The organism is Peptoniphilus sp. Marseille-Q6390 (assembly GCF_965119475.1).
In genome coordinates this window covers 384,893-403,770 of record NZ_CBCPLS010000002.1, presented here as the reverse complement: position 1 = coordinate 403,770, position 18,878 = coordinate 384,893, and the positions used below count along the sequence as shown (strand labels likewise).

At 35.2% G+C, this 18,878-nt stretch carries 17 protein-coding genes; 2 read left to right on the top strand and 15 right to left on the bottom strand.

What is annotated here, in order from left to right:
• The first annotated feature begins 82 nt into the window (after nt 1-82).
• Nucleotides 83-1,390 (top strand): branched-chain amino acid transport system II carrier protein, encoded by a 1,308-nt coding sequence (gene brnQ, locus ACWPVO_RS07810; RefSeq protein ID WP_454207630.1) that lies wholly within the window; start codon nt 83-85, stop codon nt 1,388-1,390.
• A 72-nt stretch (nt 1,391-1,462) separates the two neighbouring features.
• Here the strand turns inward: brnQ and radA are convergent, their stop codons facing one another.
• The 7 genes from radA to fusA form a co-directional block, all read right to left on the bottom strand.
• Complete coding sequence (gene radA, locus ACWPVO_RS07805; RefSeq protein WP_454207628.1) at nt 1,463-2,842, bottom strand: DNA repair protein RadA; 1,380 nt, start codon at nt 2,840-2,842, stop codon at nt 1,463-1,465.
• The gene (locus ACWPVO_RS07800) at nt 2,814-5,279 is read right to left on the bottom strand and encodes an ATP-dependent Clp protease ATP-binding subunit (RefSeq protein ID WP_454207626.1); all 2,466 of its coding nucleotides are present in this window, start codon (nt 5,277-5,279) and stop codon (nt 2,814-2,816) included. Before ACWPVO_RS07800 ends, radA begins: the two co-directional genes overlap by 29 nt.
• A complete protein-coding gene (locus tag ACWPVO_RS07795) occupies nt 5,276-6,256 on the bottom strand; it encodes an ATP--guanido phosphotransferase (RefSeq protein ID WP_454207624.1) in 981 nt (326 codons plus the stop codon). Before ACWPVO_RS07795 ends, ACWPVO_RS07800 begins: the two co-directional genes overlap by 4 nt.
• Nucleotides 6,249-6,761, bottom strand: a complete 513-nt coding sequence (locus ACWPVO_RS07790; protein WP_454207622.1) for a UvrB/UvrC motif-containing protein — start codon at nt 6,759-6,761, stop codon at nt 6,249-6,251. Before ACWPVO_RS07790 ends, ACWPVO_RS07795 begins: the two co-directional genes overlap by 8 nt.
• An 11-nt stretch (nt 6,762-6,772) precedes the next feature.
• A complete protein-coding gene (locus tag ACWPVO_RS07785) occupies nt 6,773-7,225 on the bottom strand; it encodes a CtsR family transcriptional regulator (protein WP_005955630.1) in 453 nt (150 codons plus the stop codon).
• A gap of 209 nt (nt 7,226-7,434) precedes the next feature.
• Nucleotides 7,435-7,917 carry a hypothetical protein gene (locus ACWPVO_RS07780; RefSeq protein WP_282924623.1) on the bottom strand — a complete coding sequence of 161 codons (483 nt, stop codon included), beginning with the start codon at nt 7,915-7,917 and terminating at the stop codon, nt 7,435-7,437.
• Between the two features lie 132 nt (nt 7,918-8,049).
• The gene (gene fusA, locus ACWPVO_RS07775) at nt 8,050-10,110 is read right to left on the bottom strand and encodes an elongation factor G (RefSeq protein WP_285074116.1); all 2,061 of its coding nucleotides are present in this window, start codon (nt 10,108-10,110) and stop codon (nt 8,050-8,052) included.
• A 151-nt stretch (nt 10,111-10,261) separates the two neighbouring features.
• Between fusA and ACWPVO_RS07770 the strand changes: the two genes are divergently transcribed.
• Complete coding sequence (locus ACWPVO_RS07770) at nt 10,262-10,912, top strand: helix-hairpin-helix domain-containing protein (RefSeq protein WP_454207619.1); 651 nt, start codon at nt 10,262-10,264, stop codon at nt 10,910-10,912.
• A 144-nt stretch (nt 10,913-11,056) separates the two neighbouring features.
• Here ACWPVO_RS07770 and ACWPVO_RS07765 read toward each other — a convergent pair whose 3' ends face one another.
• From ACWPVO_RS07765 to ACWPVO_RS07730, 8 genes are all read right to left on the bottom strand, one after another.
• Nucleotides 11,057-11,392 carry a hypothetical protein gene (locus ACWPVO_RS07765; RefSeq protein ID WP_005955767.1) on the bottom strand — a complete coding sequence of 112 codons (336 nt, stop codon included), beginning with the start codon at nt 11,390-11,392 and terminating at the stop codon, nt 11,057-11,059.
• Between the two features lie 8 nt (nt 11,393-11,400).
• On the bottom strand, nt 11,401-12,837 hold the full coding sequence (locus ACWPVO_RS07760) for a hypothetical protein (protein ID WP_454207617.1): 1,437 nt from the start codon (nt 12,835-12,837) through the stop codon (nt 11,401-11,403).
• Complete coding sequence (locus ACWPVO_RS07755) at nt 12,830-14,251, bottom strand: sensor histidine kinase (protein WP_454207615.1); 1,422 nt, start codon at nt 14,249-14,251, stop codon at nt 12,830-12,832. The genes ACWPVO_RS07760 and ACWPVO_RS07755 overlap by 8 nt, the downstream gene beginning before the upstream one ends.
• A gap of 8 nt (nt 14,252-14,259) precedes the next feature.
• Entirely contained in the window at nt 14,260-14,943 is a 684-nt protein-coding gene (locus ACWPVO_RS07750; RefSeq protein WP_005955634.1) for a response regulator transcription factor, read from the bottom strand.
• Between the two features lie 72 nt (nt 14,944-15,015).
• Entirely contained in the window at nt 15,016-16,461 is a 1,446-nt protein-coding gene (guaB, locus tag ACWPVO_RS07745) for an IMP dehydrogenase (RefSeq protein ID WP_005955703.1), read from the bottom strand.
• Nucleotides 16,462-16,486: 25 nt separating this feature from the next.
• Entirely contained in the window at nt 16,487-17,425 is a 939-nt protein-coding gene (locus ACWPVO_RS07740) for a CdaR family protein (RefSeq protein WP_285044290.1), read from the bottom strand.
• Nucleotides 17,406-18,236 (bottom strand): diadenylate cyclase CdaA, encoded by an 831-nt coding sequence (gene cdaA / locus ACWPVO_RS07735; RefSeq protein ID WP_005955641.1) that lies wholly within the window; start codon nt 18,234-18,236, stop codon nt 17,406-17,408. The genes ACWPVO_RS07740 and cdaA overlap by 20 nt, the downstream gene beginning before the upstream one ends.
• 1 nt (nt 18,237) lies before the next feature.
• Nucleotides 18,238-18,798 carry a DUF5317 domain-containing protein gene (locus ACWPVO_RS07730; protein WP_454207611.1) on the bottom strand — a complete coding sequence of 187 codons (561 nt, stop codon included), beginning with the start codon at nt 18,796-18,798 and terminating at the stop codon, nt 18,238-18,240.
• Nucleotides 18,799-18,878: the final 80 nt, after the last annotated feature.

Genomic DNA, 18,878 nt, shown 5'->3' with positions numbered 1-18,878 from the left:
TTTGTATCTAATCAATAATTTGTGTATCAAAATCCTTCCCGATGTGGTAGAATAGAAAAAATATTATTATGGAGGTAAAAAGATGAACAATGAAATCAAGACGAAAGATTTATTTATTATCGGCTTCGCATTATTCGCAATGTTCTTCGGAGCTGGAAACTTAATCTTTCCGCCTTATCTAGGTTTATTGTCGGGCCACCAATGGTGGATAGGATTTTTAGGTTTTACGATTACAGATGCAGGCTTAGGCCTACTGGCAATTATAGCCCTATCTAAGTATGAAGGTAACCTCAACGTCCTGGCCTCAAGGATTAACAAGACCTTTGCAATTATAATTTCTACCGCAATTATTTTATGTATTGGACCTTTCTTGGCAACTCCAAGAACTGCCGCTACTACTTATGAAATTGGAATCTTGCCAATCTTTGGTGAGTCCTTTAACAGGTACTTATTCTCTGTTATTTTCTTCGTAATTGCTTGTCTACTAAGTATTAGACCTAGCAAGGTTGTTGACATTGTTGGAAAGTTCCTTACTCCTTCACTTTTACTTTGTATGGCAGTTTTAATTGTTAAGGGAATAATTACTCCAATTGGAGAAGTTGCAGACACTACAATGATCGATAATGTTCTTAAGAAGGGCATCACTGATGGCTACCAAACAATGGATGCCATTGCAAGTTGTATGTTTGCCCTTGTTGTTATTGGTGCTGTTAAATCAAGAAATTATTCTTCACAAAAAATTGAGATCAAGGCAACTATTTTATCAAGTGTTATTGCCGTAATTTTATTGGCACTTATCTACGGAGGCCTATTATATCTTGGAGCTCAAACTTCAAGTCTTGGCATCTACAATGCTGATACTGATTCAACTCTACTTCTTGTTGATATTACTAACAGAGTTCTTGGCGGCATCGGTGTTTATATACTTGGTATTATTACTGCACTTGCCTGTCTTACAACTGCTATTGGACTTATTTCTGCAACAGGTAACTTCTTTAACGACTTAACTTTCAACAAAATTTCTTATGAAAGAGTTGTCGTTATTTGTTCCATTGTTTCATGTTTGATATCAATGCTTGGTGTTACACAAATCATTAAAATTTCTGCACCAATCCTTGAAGTTATTTATCCATGTGCAATGACAATAGTTTTCCTAGGACTATTTAACGAAAAAATTAAAGACGACTTAGTGTTTAAGGTGCCTTCTCTTGTTTCACTATTATTTGGTTTCTTATTTGTCCTACAAGGCAAGGGACTTCTTGGTGGACTTGGAGAAATGTTAACAAAGCTACCACTTACTGAGTTTGGTCTTGGTTGGGTATGTCCAATGCTTCTTGGACTTGTAATCTCTCTTGCAATTGCATCTACAAGACATCCAAAGGAAGCTTAAAAAATTTAAAATTAGCAAAAAGAAAAACTCTTATTACTCATTAAGTAACAAGAGTTTTTTTATTATCTAAATTTATATGTTAAATATTTTTGCTAGGACTTCAGATATAGTTGACATCTTAATGACTTCTAAGCCCTTGTAGTTTTCTTCCTTCACATTAGAATATTTGGAGACGTAGGCTTTTTTAAAACCCATTCGCTCTGCTTCCTTAAGTCTTACGTCGAGGCTTGGAACATTTTTTAGTTCTCCCGTAAGCCCCACATCGGCAACGAAAACCGAGTTAGCTTCAACGGGCTGGTTGAGAGTTGATGAAACAATGGAAACCATTACAGAAAGGTTCGAAGCCTGCTCCTTAACTTTTATGCCGCCAGTTGACTTGACTACAATATTTTTGTCCAAGAAGGTAATACCTGCCCTCTCTTCAAGAATTGAAACAAGGGTGTTTAGGTGTTCCCTTCTAACTGATTCAGAAATTCTTGAGGGATAAGGTAGGAAGGACTTGGAGGCAAGGGCCTCTGTCTCAAGAATTATTGGCCTCGTTCCCTCTCTTATAACTGAAAGAGATGAACCGGGCACTTGTTCTGCAACCGACCTCTTAGTCATAAAATATTCTGAAGGGTTGTCAATTGAAATCATTCCCTTTTCTGTCATGGAGAAAAATCCAATCTCACCAGTAGACCCATATCTGTTCTTTGTTGTCATAAGTGACCTCAAGTCCTCTGATGAGTCGCCATCAATTAAGAGGACAGTATCCACTAAGTGCTCAAGACTTCTAACACCTGCAAGTTCATCTTGCTTAGTCATTTGACCAACTAAGAAAATCATGCGAGGCTTCTCTAGGTCCTTGGCAACTTCTGTCATCTTGTAGGCACACTCCATGGTTTGAGTTGGTGTGCCAGGTCTTTGTGGAAACTCATCAAGAGTAAAGGTTTGAATGGAGTCAATGATTATAAGTTGGGGATCAATTTTTTCAACTTGGTCCAAGACAGAGTTAAGTGATGTCACAGAGTAGACCCAAATATTTTCTGAAAGCTTGTCGAGAATCCTCTCAGCTCTCATCTTAATTTGTGTTTCTGATTCTTCTCCCGATGCGTAAAGGACCCTCATACCCTTGTTGGCAAGGTCATTGGCAACCTGCATAAGAAGAGTTGACTTACCTGAACCCGGCTTTGCAGTCAAGATGCTAACAGAATCACGAACGATTCCCCCGCCCATGACCCTGTTAAATTCTTCTATGCTAGTCTTGACTCTCTCATCAGAAGAAACTGCAACAGTATTTAATTTTTGTGCATCTTTTTTAACTTTTTTGGTTCTTGTAGAAGTCTTTCCTGATGAAGACTCTTCTTCCTTTTCTTCTAAACTGTTCCAAGAACCACAGTTGGGACACTTCCCAAAAAAACCATGGGAAATGTAGCCGCATTTATTACATTGATAGACTATTTTCTTTTTCATCTTTCGCCTTTTTTGTCTTCTTTAGCTTTTTTATTTGAACCTTCTTGTATTTAACATCTACAGAAATTTCGTCGCCCTCCTTGATCTTTCCATCTAAGAATTCATCGGCGATCTTATCTTCAATTAATTTTGTAATAGTTCTTTGAAGAGGTCTTGCACCAAAGACCTTGTCATAGCCCTCATCAACTAGGAAGGTGATAAGTTTATTTGTGTATTTTGCCTTAATGCCCATGTCCTTAAGTCTAAGGCTTTGGCTGTCAAGCATCTTCTTAACAATTTCCTTGATTTCAGTTTTTTCAAGAGCCTTAAAGATTACAACATCATCAACCCTATTTAAAAATTCTGGCTTAAACATATCTTTTAGGGACTGGTCTATAATCTTCTTCATGTTTTCAAACTCACTCTTCTTTGCAGAGTCTTCTGAAGTTGAGAAACCTAGAACCGAATTCTTGGCCAAGAGGTTGGCACCTGCGTTGGATGTCATAATTATAACTGTGTCTTTAAAGTTTACAGTTCTTCCCTTGGAGTCAGTCAGCCTTCCTTCATCAAGAATTTGTAGCAAGATGTTAAATATATCTGGGTGGGCCTTTTCAATTTCATCTAAAAGAATTACTGAATAAGGGTTTGTCCTAACAGCTTCTGTTAGCTCGCCACCTTCGTCGTAACCAACATAACCTGGAGGTGAACCCACAAGTTTTGATACAGTAAATTTTTCCATGTATTCAGACATGTCAAACCTAATCATGTTTTCTTCTTTTCCAAATAAGTTTTTAGCTAGGCTCTTCGCAAGATAAGTCTTACCAACACCAGTTGGACCAACAAAGATGAAGGAACCTATTGGCTTATTTGGATCCTTGAGCCCAATCCTCGACCTCTTTATAGCCTTGGCAAGTACCTCAAGAGCTTGGTCTTGACCCTTTACGTCTTCTTTTAGCTTGATGTCAAGGTCTCTTAGTTTTTCTGTCTCTTCTTCTGTCATCTCAGTTACAGGAACCTTGGACCAATCTGAAACTATGTCAGCTATAAGTTCTGGAGAAACTTCCTTTTTGGATTCTTTTTCTCTAAATTCAGCTCTCTTATCTTCTAGTTCCTTTTCAACTTTCTTCTGCTCATCTCTAAGGTTGGCTGCAAGTTCATAGTCTTGGTCTCTTACTGCTTGGTTTTTCTTTTCTTCAATATCTTCAAGGTCAAGCTTATATTTTTCTTCAAACTCTGGGACCTTGTAGGATTCAATTTTTAATTTTGAGCTTGCTTCATCAATAAGGTCAATGGCCTTGTCTGGCAAGAACCTGTCGTTTAGGTACCTATCAGAATATTTTACAGCAGCTTCAATACTTTCATCTGGAATTATCACATGGTGGTGGTCTTCGTAAATCTTTTTAAGACCTTGGATGATCTTTATTGAATCCTCTGTGCTTGGTTCATCAACCATTATTGGCATAAGCCTTCTCTCAAAGGCAGAGTCTTTTTCAATTTTTTGCCTGTATTCTGTAATTGTTGTAGCTCCAATAATTTGTAGGACTGACTTTGTAAGCATAGGCTTTAAAATATTTGAAGCATCGAGGGATCCTTCAGCTGAACCAGCACCAATTATGACGTGCATTTCATCAATTAATAAAATAATATTTTTATTCTTGCTTGCTTCCTTAGTTACATTTTTTAATCTCTCTTCAAAGTCTCCCCTGTATTTTGCTCCGGCAATAAGTTGGGAGATATCAAGAGTTAAAATAATTTTGTCCTTCATAATTTCTGGAACATTTCCTGCAACAATTTCTGCAGCAAGTCCCTCAGCTATGGCAGTTTTACCAACACCTGGCTCTCCAATTAGGACGGGGTTGTTTTTTGTCCTTCTTGATAAAACTTGGATAACTCTTTTTATTTCCTTTTCTCTTCCAATTACTGGGTCAATTTTTCCCTCTTCAGCCTTTTTATTTAAGTTTGTTGTATATTTTTCTAGGGCTTCTGATCCAGCTTCGTCGCCTTCTTCATAATCTTCATAGTCTTCCATATTATTTAAAATATCATTTTCAAGACTCATAATATCTATTCCCAGTCTCTTTAAAACTAGGATGGCAACTCCTTGGCCTTCTCTTAGGATACCAAGTAGAAGGTGATCAGTTGACACTGTGTTCTCGCCCATTTCTCTTGACACTTCAAAGGCAAGTTCAAAGATTCTCTTAGTCCTTGGAGTGTAAGCAATACTTGACACAACTGGACCTTGACCTTGGCTAACTATGTCCATAGTAGTTTCCTTGGCCTTCTTGTAATCTATTCCAAGCTTTGAAAGTATATGGGCGCCTGCATCTGTTCCTTCTCGCAAAATTCCAAGAAGAATGTGTTCTGACCCTATATATGAATGCCTCTGTTCCCTTGCTTCTTGCTGAGCAAAGAGGATGGCTTTTTGTGATTTTTCACTAAACTTTCCAAACATACTCATTTGAAAACCTCCTTCATGAGAGCTCTCGACTTGTTAGCCCTTAGGATGTCTCTTGACTTAAGGTCTAAGATTGAGCCTCTCTCAATTTGTAAGTGTCCATTTCTTAGCTTCATAATTTCTTGGTAGAAGTCAAATTCCCTATTTGGCTTTAAGATTGAAAGTTCAATCCCTAGATTAATCATGCTCATGGACTGCATCATCTCTTCTTCCGACAATAACCTTGCATTGGCAAGTAGGCCATAGGACCTGTTGACCATGTCCTCAAGGCTAATAATATTATCAAGATAAAGTTTTTTTCTATTTTCTCTTTCAACATCAGCGATTTCCTCGCTAATTAGTTTTAATTTTTCTATATAAGATCCTTCCTCTTCTGTCAAAGTTGACTCAAAGGAAAGGGTGTAAATACTTGCAAGGGCCTTCTTAGAACTATCCCTGTAAGAACCTAGGGTGTAGCCAAGCCTTGATAGCCCCTTGGCAATTTCATTTATGCCAAAATAATTTAGGGCTGGCAGGTATAAAAAGGCTATGGGCTTAAAGCCAGTTCCTGCATTAAAAACCCTTGAAGTCAAATACCCATACTCTGGACTAAAGGCAAAATTTATATTTTCTTCAAGCCTTCCTTCCAAGTCATAGATTTCCTTGTAAAGTTCATCAAGGGACTGGGTCCTAGAAAACTTTGAAAGTTCTAGGTGTTCACTGGAGTTAATCAGAATATCTGGCTCATCAACTTTTTGATAGAAGCCAATATTTTTCTCTTCAACAAACCTCTTGCCAAGTCTTCCCTCTTCAATGAGTTTTAACTTTTTGAGGGATGACATCTTTTCTATATCAAGATTTTCATAACCCATCCCCCTAATTATTGGGTCAAGAAATTCTAAATTTTCTTTTAATTCTTCCTCTGACATAGTGTTGACGAAGTTCTTGCCGTCAATGTTTCTATATAATTTTACCTTATTTCCTAAAATAATTTTAGACATTGGCATCTTCCTTTAAAGTTTTTATCTCATCCCTTATTTCTGCAGCCTTTTCATATTCTTCTAGGCTAACAGCAAGGTCCAACTTTTCCCTAAGGTCCTCTAGCTTCCTATTATAGTAAATGTAGGACTCTGAGTTCTTGGGAATCTTGCCCCTGTATTTCAAATTTATATTTAAGGCATTAAGATAAGACTTAATTTCATTTCCATAGGAGTCATAACATTTTGGACAACCTAGGACTCCTGTGTTTTTAAGTTCTCTAAAACTCTTGCCACAATATTCACACCTAATGTCATCCTCCTCATCCTTATAGGAGTTGGCAGTGAATTTAAAAATATTTTTTAGGGCGTTTTCTAGTTGAGGAATTATATTTTGATAGCCCTGAAATTCCTTTTTAAATTTTTCTTCGGCACAAACTTGACATAGATGAACCTCTTCTACTTCGTCATTATTTATCCTTGTGTAGGAAATTATTGATTCTCTTTCTTTGCAGTTGTCGCACAACATCTTCTTCCCTCCTAGCTGAAAATAACGAGGAGCATATTCTTTAACAAGTCTGCCCTCAGTTCATTTCTATTTTCGCATTGACTTAGAGACCTGTCAGACAGGCTCACCTTCATGAGTTCCATTTCTCTTTTTGTGACCTTCTTTAGTCTCACAAGTTCCTCTAGTAAATCATCTGAATTATTTTTTGTAATAGAGTCGCCTATGAAGTTCAAAAATCTCTCAAGCCTTTCTTCATCATCTTCTAGTTTTACTTTTACAATTCTAATGTAGCCGCCGCCGCCACGTCTTGATTCAACATAGTAGCCCTTAAAGGGTGTGAACCTAGTTGTTAAGACATAATTTATTTGTGAAGGGGCACAGTTAAATTGGTCTGAAATTTTTGATCTTTGTATTTCAACAACTCCATCAGATTCAAATATCAATTCATTTAAAAATTCTTCTATGGAATTGGATAATTTTGCCATAAAACCATTCCTTTGACTATCTTTGTCTTTTAAATTATAAAAAACTGACTATCTTTTACTATCTCTAGTTTAATATAAACTAGGACTTTTGTAAAGTATTTGGTTTCGTATCCTTTTATGGATATATATCTTTTGTTGTTTTTAAAATGAAAATATCTGTTGGGGTTTAACTCACCAACAGATATTCTAGAGCAATTTAATTCTTTTTTTTACTTATTTATAACTTTTTCTCGTTCTAGTTCTAAAATAGTAAATGTTCCTTTTGGAATACCACTTTTAGAAGAGAAATCTAAATCTTTTTTTGAATTTTTTGTATCAGTAATAAGTACATAACTACTATGATTTTTAGAATTATAAATTCTCAAACTCATATCAGAAACTCTTATTGCTATACGCGCATTCTCATTATCCTTATTAGAAAATATTAATAAATAATCAGCATCTTTATTTGTTGTAAAATTAAAACCCTGTTCTTCCATAACCTTGTTGCTTACTATAACTTCTTTTAGCTTATATTTAAACACGCTGTCATAGCTTAAGTCTTTAATAATTTTTTCATAGTTTGGTTTTTCATCACAAACATCTATGTTAAAATCATACTTTTCTTTTTTAGAATTAAAAAAAGAAAAACCACACATAATTGACACAAGAGCCAAAGATATTAAAATTAATACAATTTTTTTAGTTTTCATTTTTATCCCCCTTCTATACGATATAATATTATCTAACTAAATTATAAAATATTTAATATCACTTTTCAATATTTTTAAATGTTTTATAATTAAAAAGGTTGAGCATTTATGCCCAACCTTTAAAAATTTATTTTATTTGTCAGTTTGTCTTTCTTCAATAATTTTATCTGCAATGTTTTGTGGAACTTCTTCGTATCTAACAAATTCCATGTTGAAGGTTCCCCTACCTTGAGTAAGTGATCTAAGATCAATTAGGTAAGTGAATAATTCAGCTTGAGGAGCTTCAGCAATAAGAACTTGAGTACCGTCGTTTTGTTGGTCCATACCAAGAATTCTCCCACGTCTCTTGTTCATGTCTCCCATTACATCTCCAAGATATGCTTCAGGTATTGTAACTTCAACCTTCATAATTGGTTCAAGAAGAACTGGACTTGCTTCTTGCATACCCTTCTTGAAGGCAAGATTTGCAGCAAGTTTGAAAGACATTTCATTAGAGTCTACATCGTGGTAAGATCCATCATATAGTACAGCCTTGAAGTTTGTAACAGGATAGCCTGCAAGAACTCCCTTTTCCTTAGATTCAATGATTCCCTTTTCAACTGCTGGGAAGTAGTTCTTAGGAACTGCACCACCAAAAACTTCTTCGTCAAATTCAAATTCAGCTTCAGATGGTTCAAATCTAATCCAAACATCACCGTATTGGCCTGCTCCACCAGATTGTTTCTTGTGCTTACCTTGAACACTTGCAGTCTTTCTAATTGTTTCTCTGTAAGGAATTATGAATGGAACAATTTCAACTTCAACTCCATAAGTGTTCTTTAATTTTTCAAGTATAACATCAAGTTGAACCTTACCTTGACCACCAATAGTCATTTGCTTAGTTTCTGTGTTTCTTTCAACAGTGAATGTTGGGTCTTCGTCCCTAATCTTCTTAAGAGATTGAGTAAGTTTTTCTTCGTCTCCCTTAGTCTTAGGTTCAATTGCATAATATAAAACTGGAGTTGGGTGTTTCAACTTCTTGTATTCAACTAGGTGATCTTTATCGCAAAGAGTATCACCAGTTAATGTTCCAACAAGCTTTGTTGTTGCTCCAATATCTCCTGCATGAATTTCATCAACTTCTATTTGTTCCTTACCTCTCATTACGAAAAGGCCGCCAAGTTTTTCACTTTCGTCATTATTTACATTGTATAAGCTTGTGTTTTTAGTTAAGATACCAGAAATTACCTTAAAGATAGAAATTTTTCCTAGGAATGGGTCAGAAATAGTTTTAAATACAACTGCTGCAAAAGGATCCTTTTCTGAAACCTTTCTTTCTTCCCCTTCTTTATATCTAAATCCAAGGTGGGCACGATCATCGTCTGGTGCTGGCATGTAATTAACTATAGTGTTAAGTAAAATATCAATACCTATTCCCTTTTCACCAGATCCAACAAGTAGTGGAACTGCGTCACCTTCAAGTAGGGCTGTTGTAACTCCTCTTAAAAGGTCTTCTCTTGTGAATTTTTCTCCTGAGAAATATTTTTCCATAAGAACTTCGTCAGAACCTGCAACTACTTCTGCAATTTCTTCATACATTCTTTCAGTTGCCTTAACTTGGTCGTGGTTAAGTTCAGTTTCTTGTGGTGCAGAGTTTACATACTTGTAACCCTTTTGGAAGATTACATCAGTTACACCAATAAAGTTTTCTCCTTCGCCAATAGGTACAGAGAAAGGAATAACTTTTTTACCAAAGGCAGCTTCAAGCTCGTCCATTAGTTTTCTAAAGTTTACATTTTCTCCGTCAATTTTATTTATAAATATAATTCTTGGAAGTCCAATTTTTTCTGTGTATTTCCAAGTTCTTTCTGTTCCAACTTCGATTCCCTTAGTTGCATCTATAACCATGATTGCAGCTTCACTAGCTCTTAGGGCAGAGTGAGCTTCTCCAACAAAATCAAGAAATCCAGGAGTATCTATTATGTTTACTTTATAATTTCTCCATTCAACAGGAATAATTGATGTAGCTATTGATGTTCCTCTTTCTCTCTCTTCCTTTGAGAAGTCAGAAATTGTATTCTTGCTAGAAACATTTCCAAGTTTTTTTGTTGCTCCACTTTGGAATAACATAGCCTCTGTTAGGTTAGTCTTTCCGGAGCCAGAATGTCCCACGAGAGCAAGATTTCTTACCTTATCTGTTGTATAAACTTTCATTGTTTTCCTCCTAAATATGTTAATTTTTTTGAAATCGTTTCGATGGATAAATTATAACATAAATTTTAGCATTTGAAAACTGTGTAAAATTTATCTGTTTAGGGTATTACAATGTTATAAATATAATATTATTAATAAATGAGTGATGTAAATGGATTTTAAATTTTTGAAAAAAGATAATCTTCCCTACATAATAATAGTGGCCTTGCTCTTAATCATTGGCTATCAGTATAATGATTCCCATAATGAAGATGAGGATGCCAAAGAATTTTTAAAAATAAATACTTCTGGAGTAATAGATAGTGATAAAAAATCTCTTGAGTCATCTTCAAGTGAACTTGCAATAGAAAAAGCTCCTGAAGAAAAGGAAGAGATCATGGTCCACATCTCAGGCGCTGTCAATAAGCCTGGCATACTTAGGCTTGACTCAAGTAAGCGCCTTGTTGATGCTCTTGACCTTGCCGGTGGTGCAAGAGATGATGCAGACCTAGACAGGGTTAACCTCGCAGCAAGACTTCACGATGAGGAAAAAATTTACATTCCAAAAGTTGGCGAAGTCCAAAATAATATTTCAAGTCTTGCGTCTAACCTATCATCAAGTGATACTTCTTCAAAGATAAATATCAACTCAGCAGACTTAAGCGAGCTCACAAAAATTCCTGGAGTTGGAGAAAAGACTGCTCAAAAAATTATTGACTACAGGGCTAATAATTCTTTCTCTTCTATTGAGGACATAAAAAATGTCCCTGGCATTGGGGACAAAAAGTTTGAATCCATGAAGGACTACATTTCCACTTATTAATTTGTACTTAATCATAGCTTAGGTCCCTTTAAGGGGCAAGCTCCTAGTATATATAAATTAAAAATTTAATATTTTTCATATTCTTCCTAAAAAAGCTCAAGAAAAAAGAAGCACCTAAGTGCCTCTTATCTTGAGCTTTTATCTTTATCTTTTTCTAGGATTTCTCCTGTATCGATTTTTATCTGAAGTAGCTATGCCTATTATTAGAGCAAATATTAATGACACTAGTCCAGATGAAACTCCAACTACAAAGATAATTAAATTGTCTAAGCTGCTTGGATCAAAAAGTTTGTTGATCACAATGAAAAGAGAAATTATTCCAACAAATACCAAGGCAAGTCCTGGTAAATATTTTATAAATTTTAAATCTCTTGCAGCAAAGTTTACTATAAAGGTAAGAACAACTCCAATTAATATTGCACCTAGAGTTAGGAGCAAGTAAGTGGAATTTTCTCCTACTAATTCCATGATTTTATTCATTTTACACCTCATTTATTAGATGAAAGTTCATCTTGCCAAATATTTGCGTAGCGGCCTGTTGCCCACTCAGTCATAATAGTGGAAGCTTCTTTTCCAATCTCCCTTTCAAAGATAGGGTTTGGAAGAATTTTTCCTTCACTTATATTATATATTCTTAGATAATTATTTTCCAATGTTATTAAAAAAATATTGTCAGGAGAAACAAATCCGTCCTTGATTGATGACTTGAAATTTTTAATTTGCGCCATTGGTATATTAATTTTATTATACTTGTTAACTTCATAAGGAAGGACTAGGTTTAAATCAAAATCTGAATACTTTCCCTCTCCTGAATTAACTCTTCCCTTTAGTTTCCAAAAACCATTATCCCTATAGATGCCTATGTTGTAAGGATCTTCTTTAAGGGCTTCAATGTTTTTACCTTCTGTCTCTAAGGCCTTCTCGGATACAAAGTCCTTAAAGCTTAGGGCTTTTTTGTCTTCTAAGTTATCAAGATTATAAATCCTAAGGCTTCTTACATTAGTATTCCTATCTAGGCTTTCAACATTTATATAATTATTTGTTATAAAGTTTATTGTCTTAAGTGAATTGTTATCTCTCAACTCTTCCGAGTCAATTTTTGGAATCTCTGGGTCCTTCTTAAGAAGCTTTGAAGTTTTATATTCTTTTGCGATTAACCAATCTGTTGTTTCCTCAGCTTTTGATTCTCTTTGGACGCTAACTTCAACAAACCTGTCATCTCTCGGCAAGATTATGTTGTTCATCTCGTAGACATTTTCCAATTTCAGGTCAGAAAATTTTAGATAAAGAGTCTTGTAGTTCCAAGAAGGAATGTCTGAGTCCACCTTGGTCTTAAAGCCAATTAAAAATCCCTTGTCTCCATTTAAGTCAAACAAGTTGCTCTTTGCCAAGACTTCATCCTTCTTTGCTAAGATAGTGGAATTTAAATCTTCATTTTTAATCTTGTCGTCTACAAGTTTAATCTCAAGGGTAATTCCGTTGTCAAACAAGAGAGCTGTGTTCTCACTAGTCTTTATGACTTCATAGTATAAGGAAGAGTTGGAATTGGAATCAAAGACATAGGTTGTAAAAACATCAGAATCTTCTATGCCTAAGTTCTTGTAGTCCAGGTTAAACTTTTCATACAAGTAGTTGGAAAGTTTAACATACTTAGTCTTGTAAGAAGCATCCTTGATGTAGTCATTGGCAAGAAGGACTGAATTATTACTAAAGTATAGGTCTTCTCCAATTATGTCCTTAAACCTAAAGTTGTCTTGGTTGACCTTCTTGTTGGAAATAAATTTAGTTATGGTCCACTTGCCATAAATAGGTGCTTGACCCATTTCTGGTCTCTCAACATTTGTCCCCTGACTAGTCAAAAAGGAACAACCAGTTAAGAATACTAGAGAAATTAATGAAAGGTAAAAAATTATTTTTTTAATCATTGTTTTCACCCACTTCTTTTTCAACTTCTATAGGCAAGCTAACCTTTACTGTAGTTCCAATATTTTCTTCTGAGAAAATCTCAAGGCTTCCTTGATGGAGCTTAGTTATTTCATCGCTTATGGATAGACCAATGCCACTGTGGCTCTTAGAGTGCTTGCCCTTGTAGAACTTTTCCTTTACATGAGCAAGTTCTTCCTTGGTCATTCCCATTCCGTTGTCTGAAATCATAATTTGAACCTTGTCATCTTCCTTAAGCATTTGGAACTTAACCCAGCCCTTGTCTGAAGTAAACTTAATGGCATTATCCAAAAGATTAATAAGTAGCTGCTTAATTCTATTTTCATCAGCGTTAATAAGTATTGATTCCTTTGGAAGGTCTGTTATAAGTTCAATGTTGTTGGACTTGGCACGAGGTCTCATTTGCTTTGATATATCAAGACAAGTTTGAGAAATGTCAATTATTTCCTTATCGAGAGTAATCCTTCCAGATATATATCTTGAGAAGTCTAAAAGTTCTTCTACCATCTTGGCAAGTCTATCAGCTTCATTTTCTATTATGTTTAAGCCATCTTCCATTAGGTCCTTTTCGTCCTCCTTGGCATCCTTGAGGACAACTGCCCAGCCCTTTATGGATGTAAGAGGGGTCCTAAGCTCGTGAGAAATAGAAGATATAAAATCATTTTTGATCCTATCCTTATTTATAATTTCATCACTCATGGCGTTTAAGGTCTTGGCAAGCTCGCCAATTTCGTCATCTTCAAAGACCTTGGCCTTCTCTTCATAGTTGCCCTTTAACATAGTCTTGGCAACTTCTGTAAGTTCAAGTATTGGCCTTACAATAGACTTGGAAATTAAAAGTGAAACTGTAGTTGTCAGTAGGGCAACAAAAAGTGTGAAGATAAGTAAGCTTATAATGGTTTTAAAAATTGCAGCCTTGACTTCTTCCATAGAAGATATAAATCTTAGGTAGCCAATTGTCTCACCTTCATTGTTCTTAATGGGGCCTGCAACTGACATAATGGATTCACCAGTTTGTGACTCTTCACCCTTCCAAGTTTTTATCTCTCCCCTTTCAGCTGCTAATACATCTGAAGTTTCTATGGGGTTTGATGCCAACCTTCCTATGGAATCTGACAAGAGGTTCTTGTCCTTATCAAGAATTTGAACCTCTGCATTGGTGTTAGACAAGAAGATGTCACTGTCTTCATAAATCAAATCTTCAATGGACTTGTCGGAGTAGTCCCTCCTATATATTTCAAGGGAGACCTCCATTCTCTGGATCAATTCCTTGGAGATGTTGTTGTAGTAGTAAGAGCTAAAGGCAAAAAGCAAGAATATATCTATAATTGAAATTGTAATTAAAATTATTATTAAAAAACTTCTAACAAGTCTTTTCCCAATTTTATTTTTCAATTATAAACCTACTTCCATCTGTAGCCAGTTCCCCAAACAGTTTCAATGTAATCTGGTTTTGCTGGGTTAGTTTCGATCTTTGACCTAAGTCTTCTTATGTTTACGTCAACAATTTTTGAGTCACCCAAGAAGTCGTCGCCCCAAACTAGTTTTAAAATTTCATTTCTAGTCATGGCCTTGCCAGGGTTTGTCATAAATATTTTTATAATTTGATATTCTGTAGGAGTTAGTTCTAATTCCACATCGTCCTTGTAAAACTTTCTTGAATAAGAATCTATTTTAAAAGGTGGATCCGTGATTAAGTTGCTTTCATTTTCTTCCCCAATCTCAAGCCTTCTCTCAATGGATTTTATTCTTAGGGTAAGTTCAGTTGGGTTAAAGGGCTTAGTCAAATAATCATCAGTTCCATATTGAAGACCCATGATCTTGTCATAGTCTTCTGCCTTTGCAGTTAGCATAATGATACCAAGGCTTGGGAACTCTCCCCTCAAGGTCTTGCAGACTTCAAAACCATCAATGCCTGGCAACATAATATCAAGGACTACAATATCTGGAAGCTCACGTCTAGCAATTTCGATTCCCTCTTCTCCACTGCCTGCTTCAAAAATTGTGTAGCCTTCTCTTTCAAGATTTATTTTAACAAATTTTCTTATTGATTCTTCGTCTTCAACGAGCAAGACTTTTGTTTTCAAAATATCACCTCTATACTTGTAATTATAAAGAAAATCCACTCCAAATTCAATTGAAGTGGATTTATTAATGTCTTAATAATAGTTAGGAGCTTCTCTTGTAATTGTAATATTGTGTGGGTGAGATTCTGTAAGTGAAGCTTGTGTAATCTTAACATACTTAGCAGTTGCCCTAAGAGTTTCGAGGTCCTTTGCACCCATATAACCCATGGCAGACTTAACTCCACCAACAAGTTGGAATACAATATCGCCAACAAGTCCCTTGTAAGGAACCCTACCTTCAACTCCTTCAGGAACGTACTTAGTTGTACCTGATTGGAAGTACCTATCGGATGAACCAGCACTCATGGCACCAAGAGAACCCATACCTCTGTAGGCTTTGAATCTTCTTCCTTCAACAAAGATTTCTTCTCCTGGAGATTCATCAGTTCCTGCGAAAAGTGAACCCATCATAACAACATTACCACCAGCTGCAAGGGCCTTGGCAACATCACCAGAGAACTTAATACCACCATCGGCAATTATTGGAATGCCATACTTTTTAGCAGCCCTATAAGCTTCCATTATAGCAGTAATTTGTGGAACACCAATACCAGTTACAACTCTAGTTGTACAAATTGAACCAGGTCCAATACCAATCTTAACACAGTCAGCACCAGCCTTAATTAGGTCTTCTGTTCCTTCATAAGTTGCTACGTTACCTGCAATAAGTTGTAGGTCTGGGTAGGCATCCTTTATTTTCTTTATAGTGTTTAATACGTTTTTAGATTGACCGTGAGCTGTATCAATAACAACAACGTCAGCCTTAGCCTTAACAAGGGCTTCGATTCTATCTAAAACGTCCTTAGTTGCTCCAACAGCAGCTCCAGCTAAAAGTCTTCCTGATTTATCTCTTGCTGAGTTTGGATATTGTTCGTGTTTTTCAATATCCTTAATTGTGATAAGTCCTTTTAATACATTGTCCTTATCAACTAGAGGAAGCTTTTCAATCTTATATTTCTTTAGGATGTTTAGAGCTTGGTCTAAATTAATATCAGGATCTCCAGTAATAAGTTTTTCTGAAGTCATTACATCGCTAATTCTCTTAGAAAGATCAGTTTCAAATCTTATGTCCCTGTTTGTAATAATTCCTTCTAAAACACCCTTTTCTGTAACTACAGGCACACCAGATATCCTGTATCTTTCCATAAGTTCAGAAGCATCTGCAATAGAATGATCCTTAGTTAGTGAAAAGGGATCAGTTATAACTCCGTGTTCAGATCTTTTTACCTTGTCTACTTCTAAGGCTTGTTCTTCAATTGACATATTCTTGTGGATGATACCAATTCCACCTTCTCTTGCCATGGCAATTGACATCTTGTGTTCTGTAACAGTGTCCATGCCTGCTGACATAAGAGGAATGTTTAGCTTGATCTTTTCCGTTAAGTTTGTAGATAAGTCAACTTCGTTAGGCAAAATTTCTGATTTTGCTGGCACAAGTAAAATATCGTCAAATGTTAGTCCTTCTCCAAAAAATTCCATATTCCCTCCTGATTATTAATACACATTAATCTTCCCTTACTACTTGCTTCAATCTGAAGTCAATATTCTCGTCAACTAATGTAACCTTATCTGGCAACTTCAATTTTACTAAATCATTTCCAGCTTTAAAATTATGCAAATTAATTGGTTCAGTTTCTATAAAGTCAATAGAATCAATTACATCAGAATTTCCTCTAATTGTAACAGAAGATGGCTCAATTGAAAAGTCACTTGTCACAATATTTTTACTAGTATTTTCATTAAATTTTAATTTAATTGGCACAGTTTTACTTTTTAGAATTGGAATGTCAACTTTTATAGTAGCAGGACTTATTTCAACTTCCTTAATTATCTTTCCAGCATCATCATAGGCATAAATCTCTGCCTGAATACTTGTGGTTTCTGTTATTTCTGAAAGGTCAATATAAGCATCAATCTTATTAATTTTATTTACATAAGTTGAGGGACCCTTGACAACAACATTAACCTTTTTATTTAAGTCTCCTAGAGTAAGTCCCTTTTCCAACTTGTTTAAGAATACAATGTTGGCCTCAGCCTTTTCCTCTAGGACCTTATCGATTTTAAAGGGAATCCTTCTTGGTGTAGTGTTAGTAACAGAAATCCCAAGATCAATATAGGAAACATTTATAGGGACTGAATGTTCTCCCTCAGTTAACTTGCTGACATCAACCTTGGCAACAATCCCATCTCTTGTTACATTTCTCATATAAGAATTGTAACCTTGGAGCTTAACATCTACAGTTGACTCCTTAGGAGAGATAATTGTTAAATTTTTTTCTTTTAGATGACTAAGTCCATCATAGGTAACCTCGATGTTTTTAAAGTTTGTCGAACTAATAAAGTTTGCCTCTCCCTTTACATAGGACCAAAGGATAATTGCAAAAATCAAGGACATAACTTTTAACATCAAGCTTCTGTCATTTCTAAAATTTATTTTCTTCATTTTTTTCACCACGCTTTGAGAAAAAAGTCTTCGCTTTGTAGTCTGGACTGTAAATTTCTAGAAGTTTTGCTTCAAGGGTTTCTATATCCAAGTATCTTGAAATAACTCCATTTTCAGCTGTTGAAATTGTTCCATTTTCTTCTGAAACCATAATAGATAGACAGTCAGATTTTTCAGAAATTCCAATCCCTGCCCTGTGTCTTGTTCCCAATTCCTTGGAAATCTTTTGGTTGTCAGATAATGGTAAGAAACATGCTGCGGCCTTGATTTGTGATCCCTTAATAATAACTGCTCCATCGTGTAGAGGGGTGTTGGGGATAAAAATATTTATAAGAAGTCCGCTGCTGACCTTTCCCTTTATCTCAGTTCCAGTTTCTATAACTTCTGTAAGTCCAACTTCATTTTCAATAATAATAAGGGCACCAATCTTTTGTCTAGCAAGAGATGCAACGGCAGAAGTAATTTCTTCTACAGTCTCTGGCACATTGTCCTTGTTTTGACTAAAGCTATTTTTTATGTTGGAAGTAAGTCCAAGATATTGAAGACCTCTTCTAATTTCTGGTTGGAACAAGACAATAATGGCAACAATACCATCATTGATAAACCTGGTAAAGATCCAGTTAACTGTATAGAGTTGGAAAAATTGTGAAATTTTTATAAAAAGGAGGATAAATAGAATCCCCTTAAAAACTTGTTCTGCTCTGGTGTTTCTAATTAACTTTAAAACGTAATAGATTAGGAGGGTAACAATTAATATGTCCACCACATCTCTTAAATCTATAACATTTAATAAGTTACTAAATTTTTCCATCCTAAGCACCTCTCTTTCTAACAATAATCATAAGTGCAAAATATAAACCAAGGGCAATTAAAATATCTCCAAGGCTGATGACCTTAGAAGGCCCAATAAATCTTTTTAAGTATATGAAGTCCGACAAAAAATAAAGTTTTGGATTGTCAAAGACTCCATGACTTAGACTTCCGCCCATGTAAATAATTTTTATAATTCTCTCGTTGCCTATTTTCATTAGGGCACTTGCCGAGACTGGCATCTTTCCATTTGCCATTACTGGAAGGGCATTTAAAAAAGTTCCAAGTCCACAAATCAAAAGTCCCTTGTTCTCATAATTTGAAAAAAATGAAAGACTAATGAGTAAAAGAGAAAGTATGTGAAAGACTTTAAAGTTTTTTACATAGAATTCAGTGAGACCTCCAAAATCTCTTCCCGTTATAAAGTTTATTAGAATCATTAAAACTATTCCAAAAATGGCAAGATAAACTCTTTTGAATTTAAAATTTATTAAATTATTAAAGTCCTTGTCCCTAATAAAAATCATACTTATAAGGGTAAGAATCAATGCCTCTAAAATCATTTTATCACCTTGTTTTATGATATCACAAATAATTTATAATGACATATATTACAAAAATTTTCTCATCTTTAATATATAAA

Excerpts from the sequence above, each read along its gene's own strand:
- ACWPVO_RS07760 (WP_454207617.1), bottom strand. The coding sequence starts at position 12,837 with ATGATTAAAAAAATAATTTTTTACCTTTCATTAATTTCTCTAGTATTC.
- guaB (WP_005955703.1), bottom strand. The coding sequence starts at position 16,461 with ATGGAATTTTTTGGAGAAGGACTAACATTTGACGATATTTTACTTGTG.
- ACWPVO_RS07740 (WP_285044290.1), bottom strand. The coding sequence starts at position 17,425 with ATGAAGAAAATAAATTTTAGAAATGACAGAAGCTTGATGTTAAAAGTT.
- fusA (WP_285074116.1), bottom strand. The coding sequence starts at position 10,110 with ATGAAAGTTTATACAACAGATAAGGTAAGAAATCTTGCTCTCGTGGGA.
- ACWPVO_RS07770 (WP_454207619.1), top strand. The coding sequence starts at position 10,262 with ATGGATTTTAAATTTTTGAAAAAAGATAATCTTCCCTACATAATAATA.
- cdaA (WP_005955641.1), bottom strand. The coding sequence starts at position 18,236 with ATGGAAAAATTTAGTAACTTATTAAATGTTATAGATTTAAGAGATGTG.
- ACWPVO_RS07795 (WP_454207624.1), bottom strand. The coding sequence starts at position 6,256 with ATGTCTAAAATTATTTTAGGAAATAAGGTAAAATTATATAGAAACATT.
- ACWPVO_RS07800 (WP_454207626.1), bottom strand. The coding sequence starts at position 5,279 with ATGAGTATGTTTGGAAAGTTTAGTGAAAAATCACAAAAAGCCATCCTC.
- ACWPVO_RS07785 (WP_005955630.1), bottom strand. The coding sequence starts at position 7,225 with ATGGCAAAATTATCCAATTCCATAGAAGAATTTTTAAATGAATTGATA.
- ACWPVO_RS07780 (WP_282924623.1), bottom strand. The coding sequence starts at position 7,917 with ATGAAAACTAAAAAAATTGTATTAATTTTAATATCTTTGGCTCTTGTG.
- brnQ (WP_454207630.1), top strand. The coding sequence starts at position 83 with ATGAACAATGAAATCAAGACGAAAGATTTATTTATTATCGGCTTCGCA.
- ACWPVO_RS07790 (WP_454207622.1), bottom strand. The coding sequence starts at position 6,761 with ATGTTGTGCGACAACTGCAAAGAAAGAGAATCAATAATTTCCTACACA.
- ACWPVO_RS07730 (WP_454207611.1), bottom strand. The coding sequence starts at position 18,798 with ATGATTTTAGAGGCATTGATTCTTACCCTTATAAGTATGATTTTTATT.
- radA (WP_454207628.1), bottom strand. The coding sequence starts at position 2,842 with ATGAAAAAGAAAATAGTCTATCAATGTAATAAATGCGGCTACATTTCC.
- ACWPVO_RS07765 (WP_005955767.1), bottom strand. The coding sequence starts at position 11,392 with ATGAATAAAATCATGGAATTAGTAGGAGAAAATTCCACTTACTTGCTC.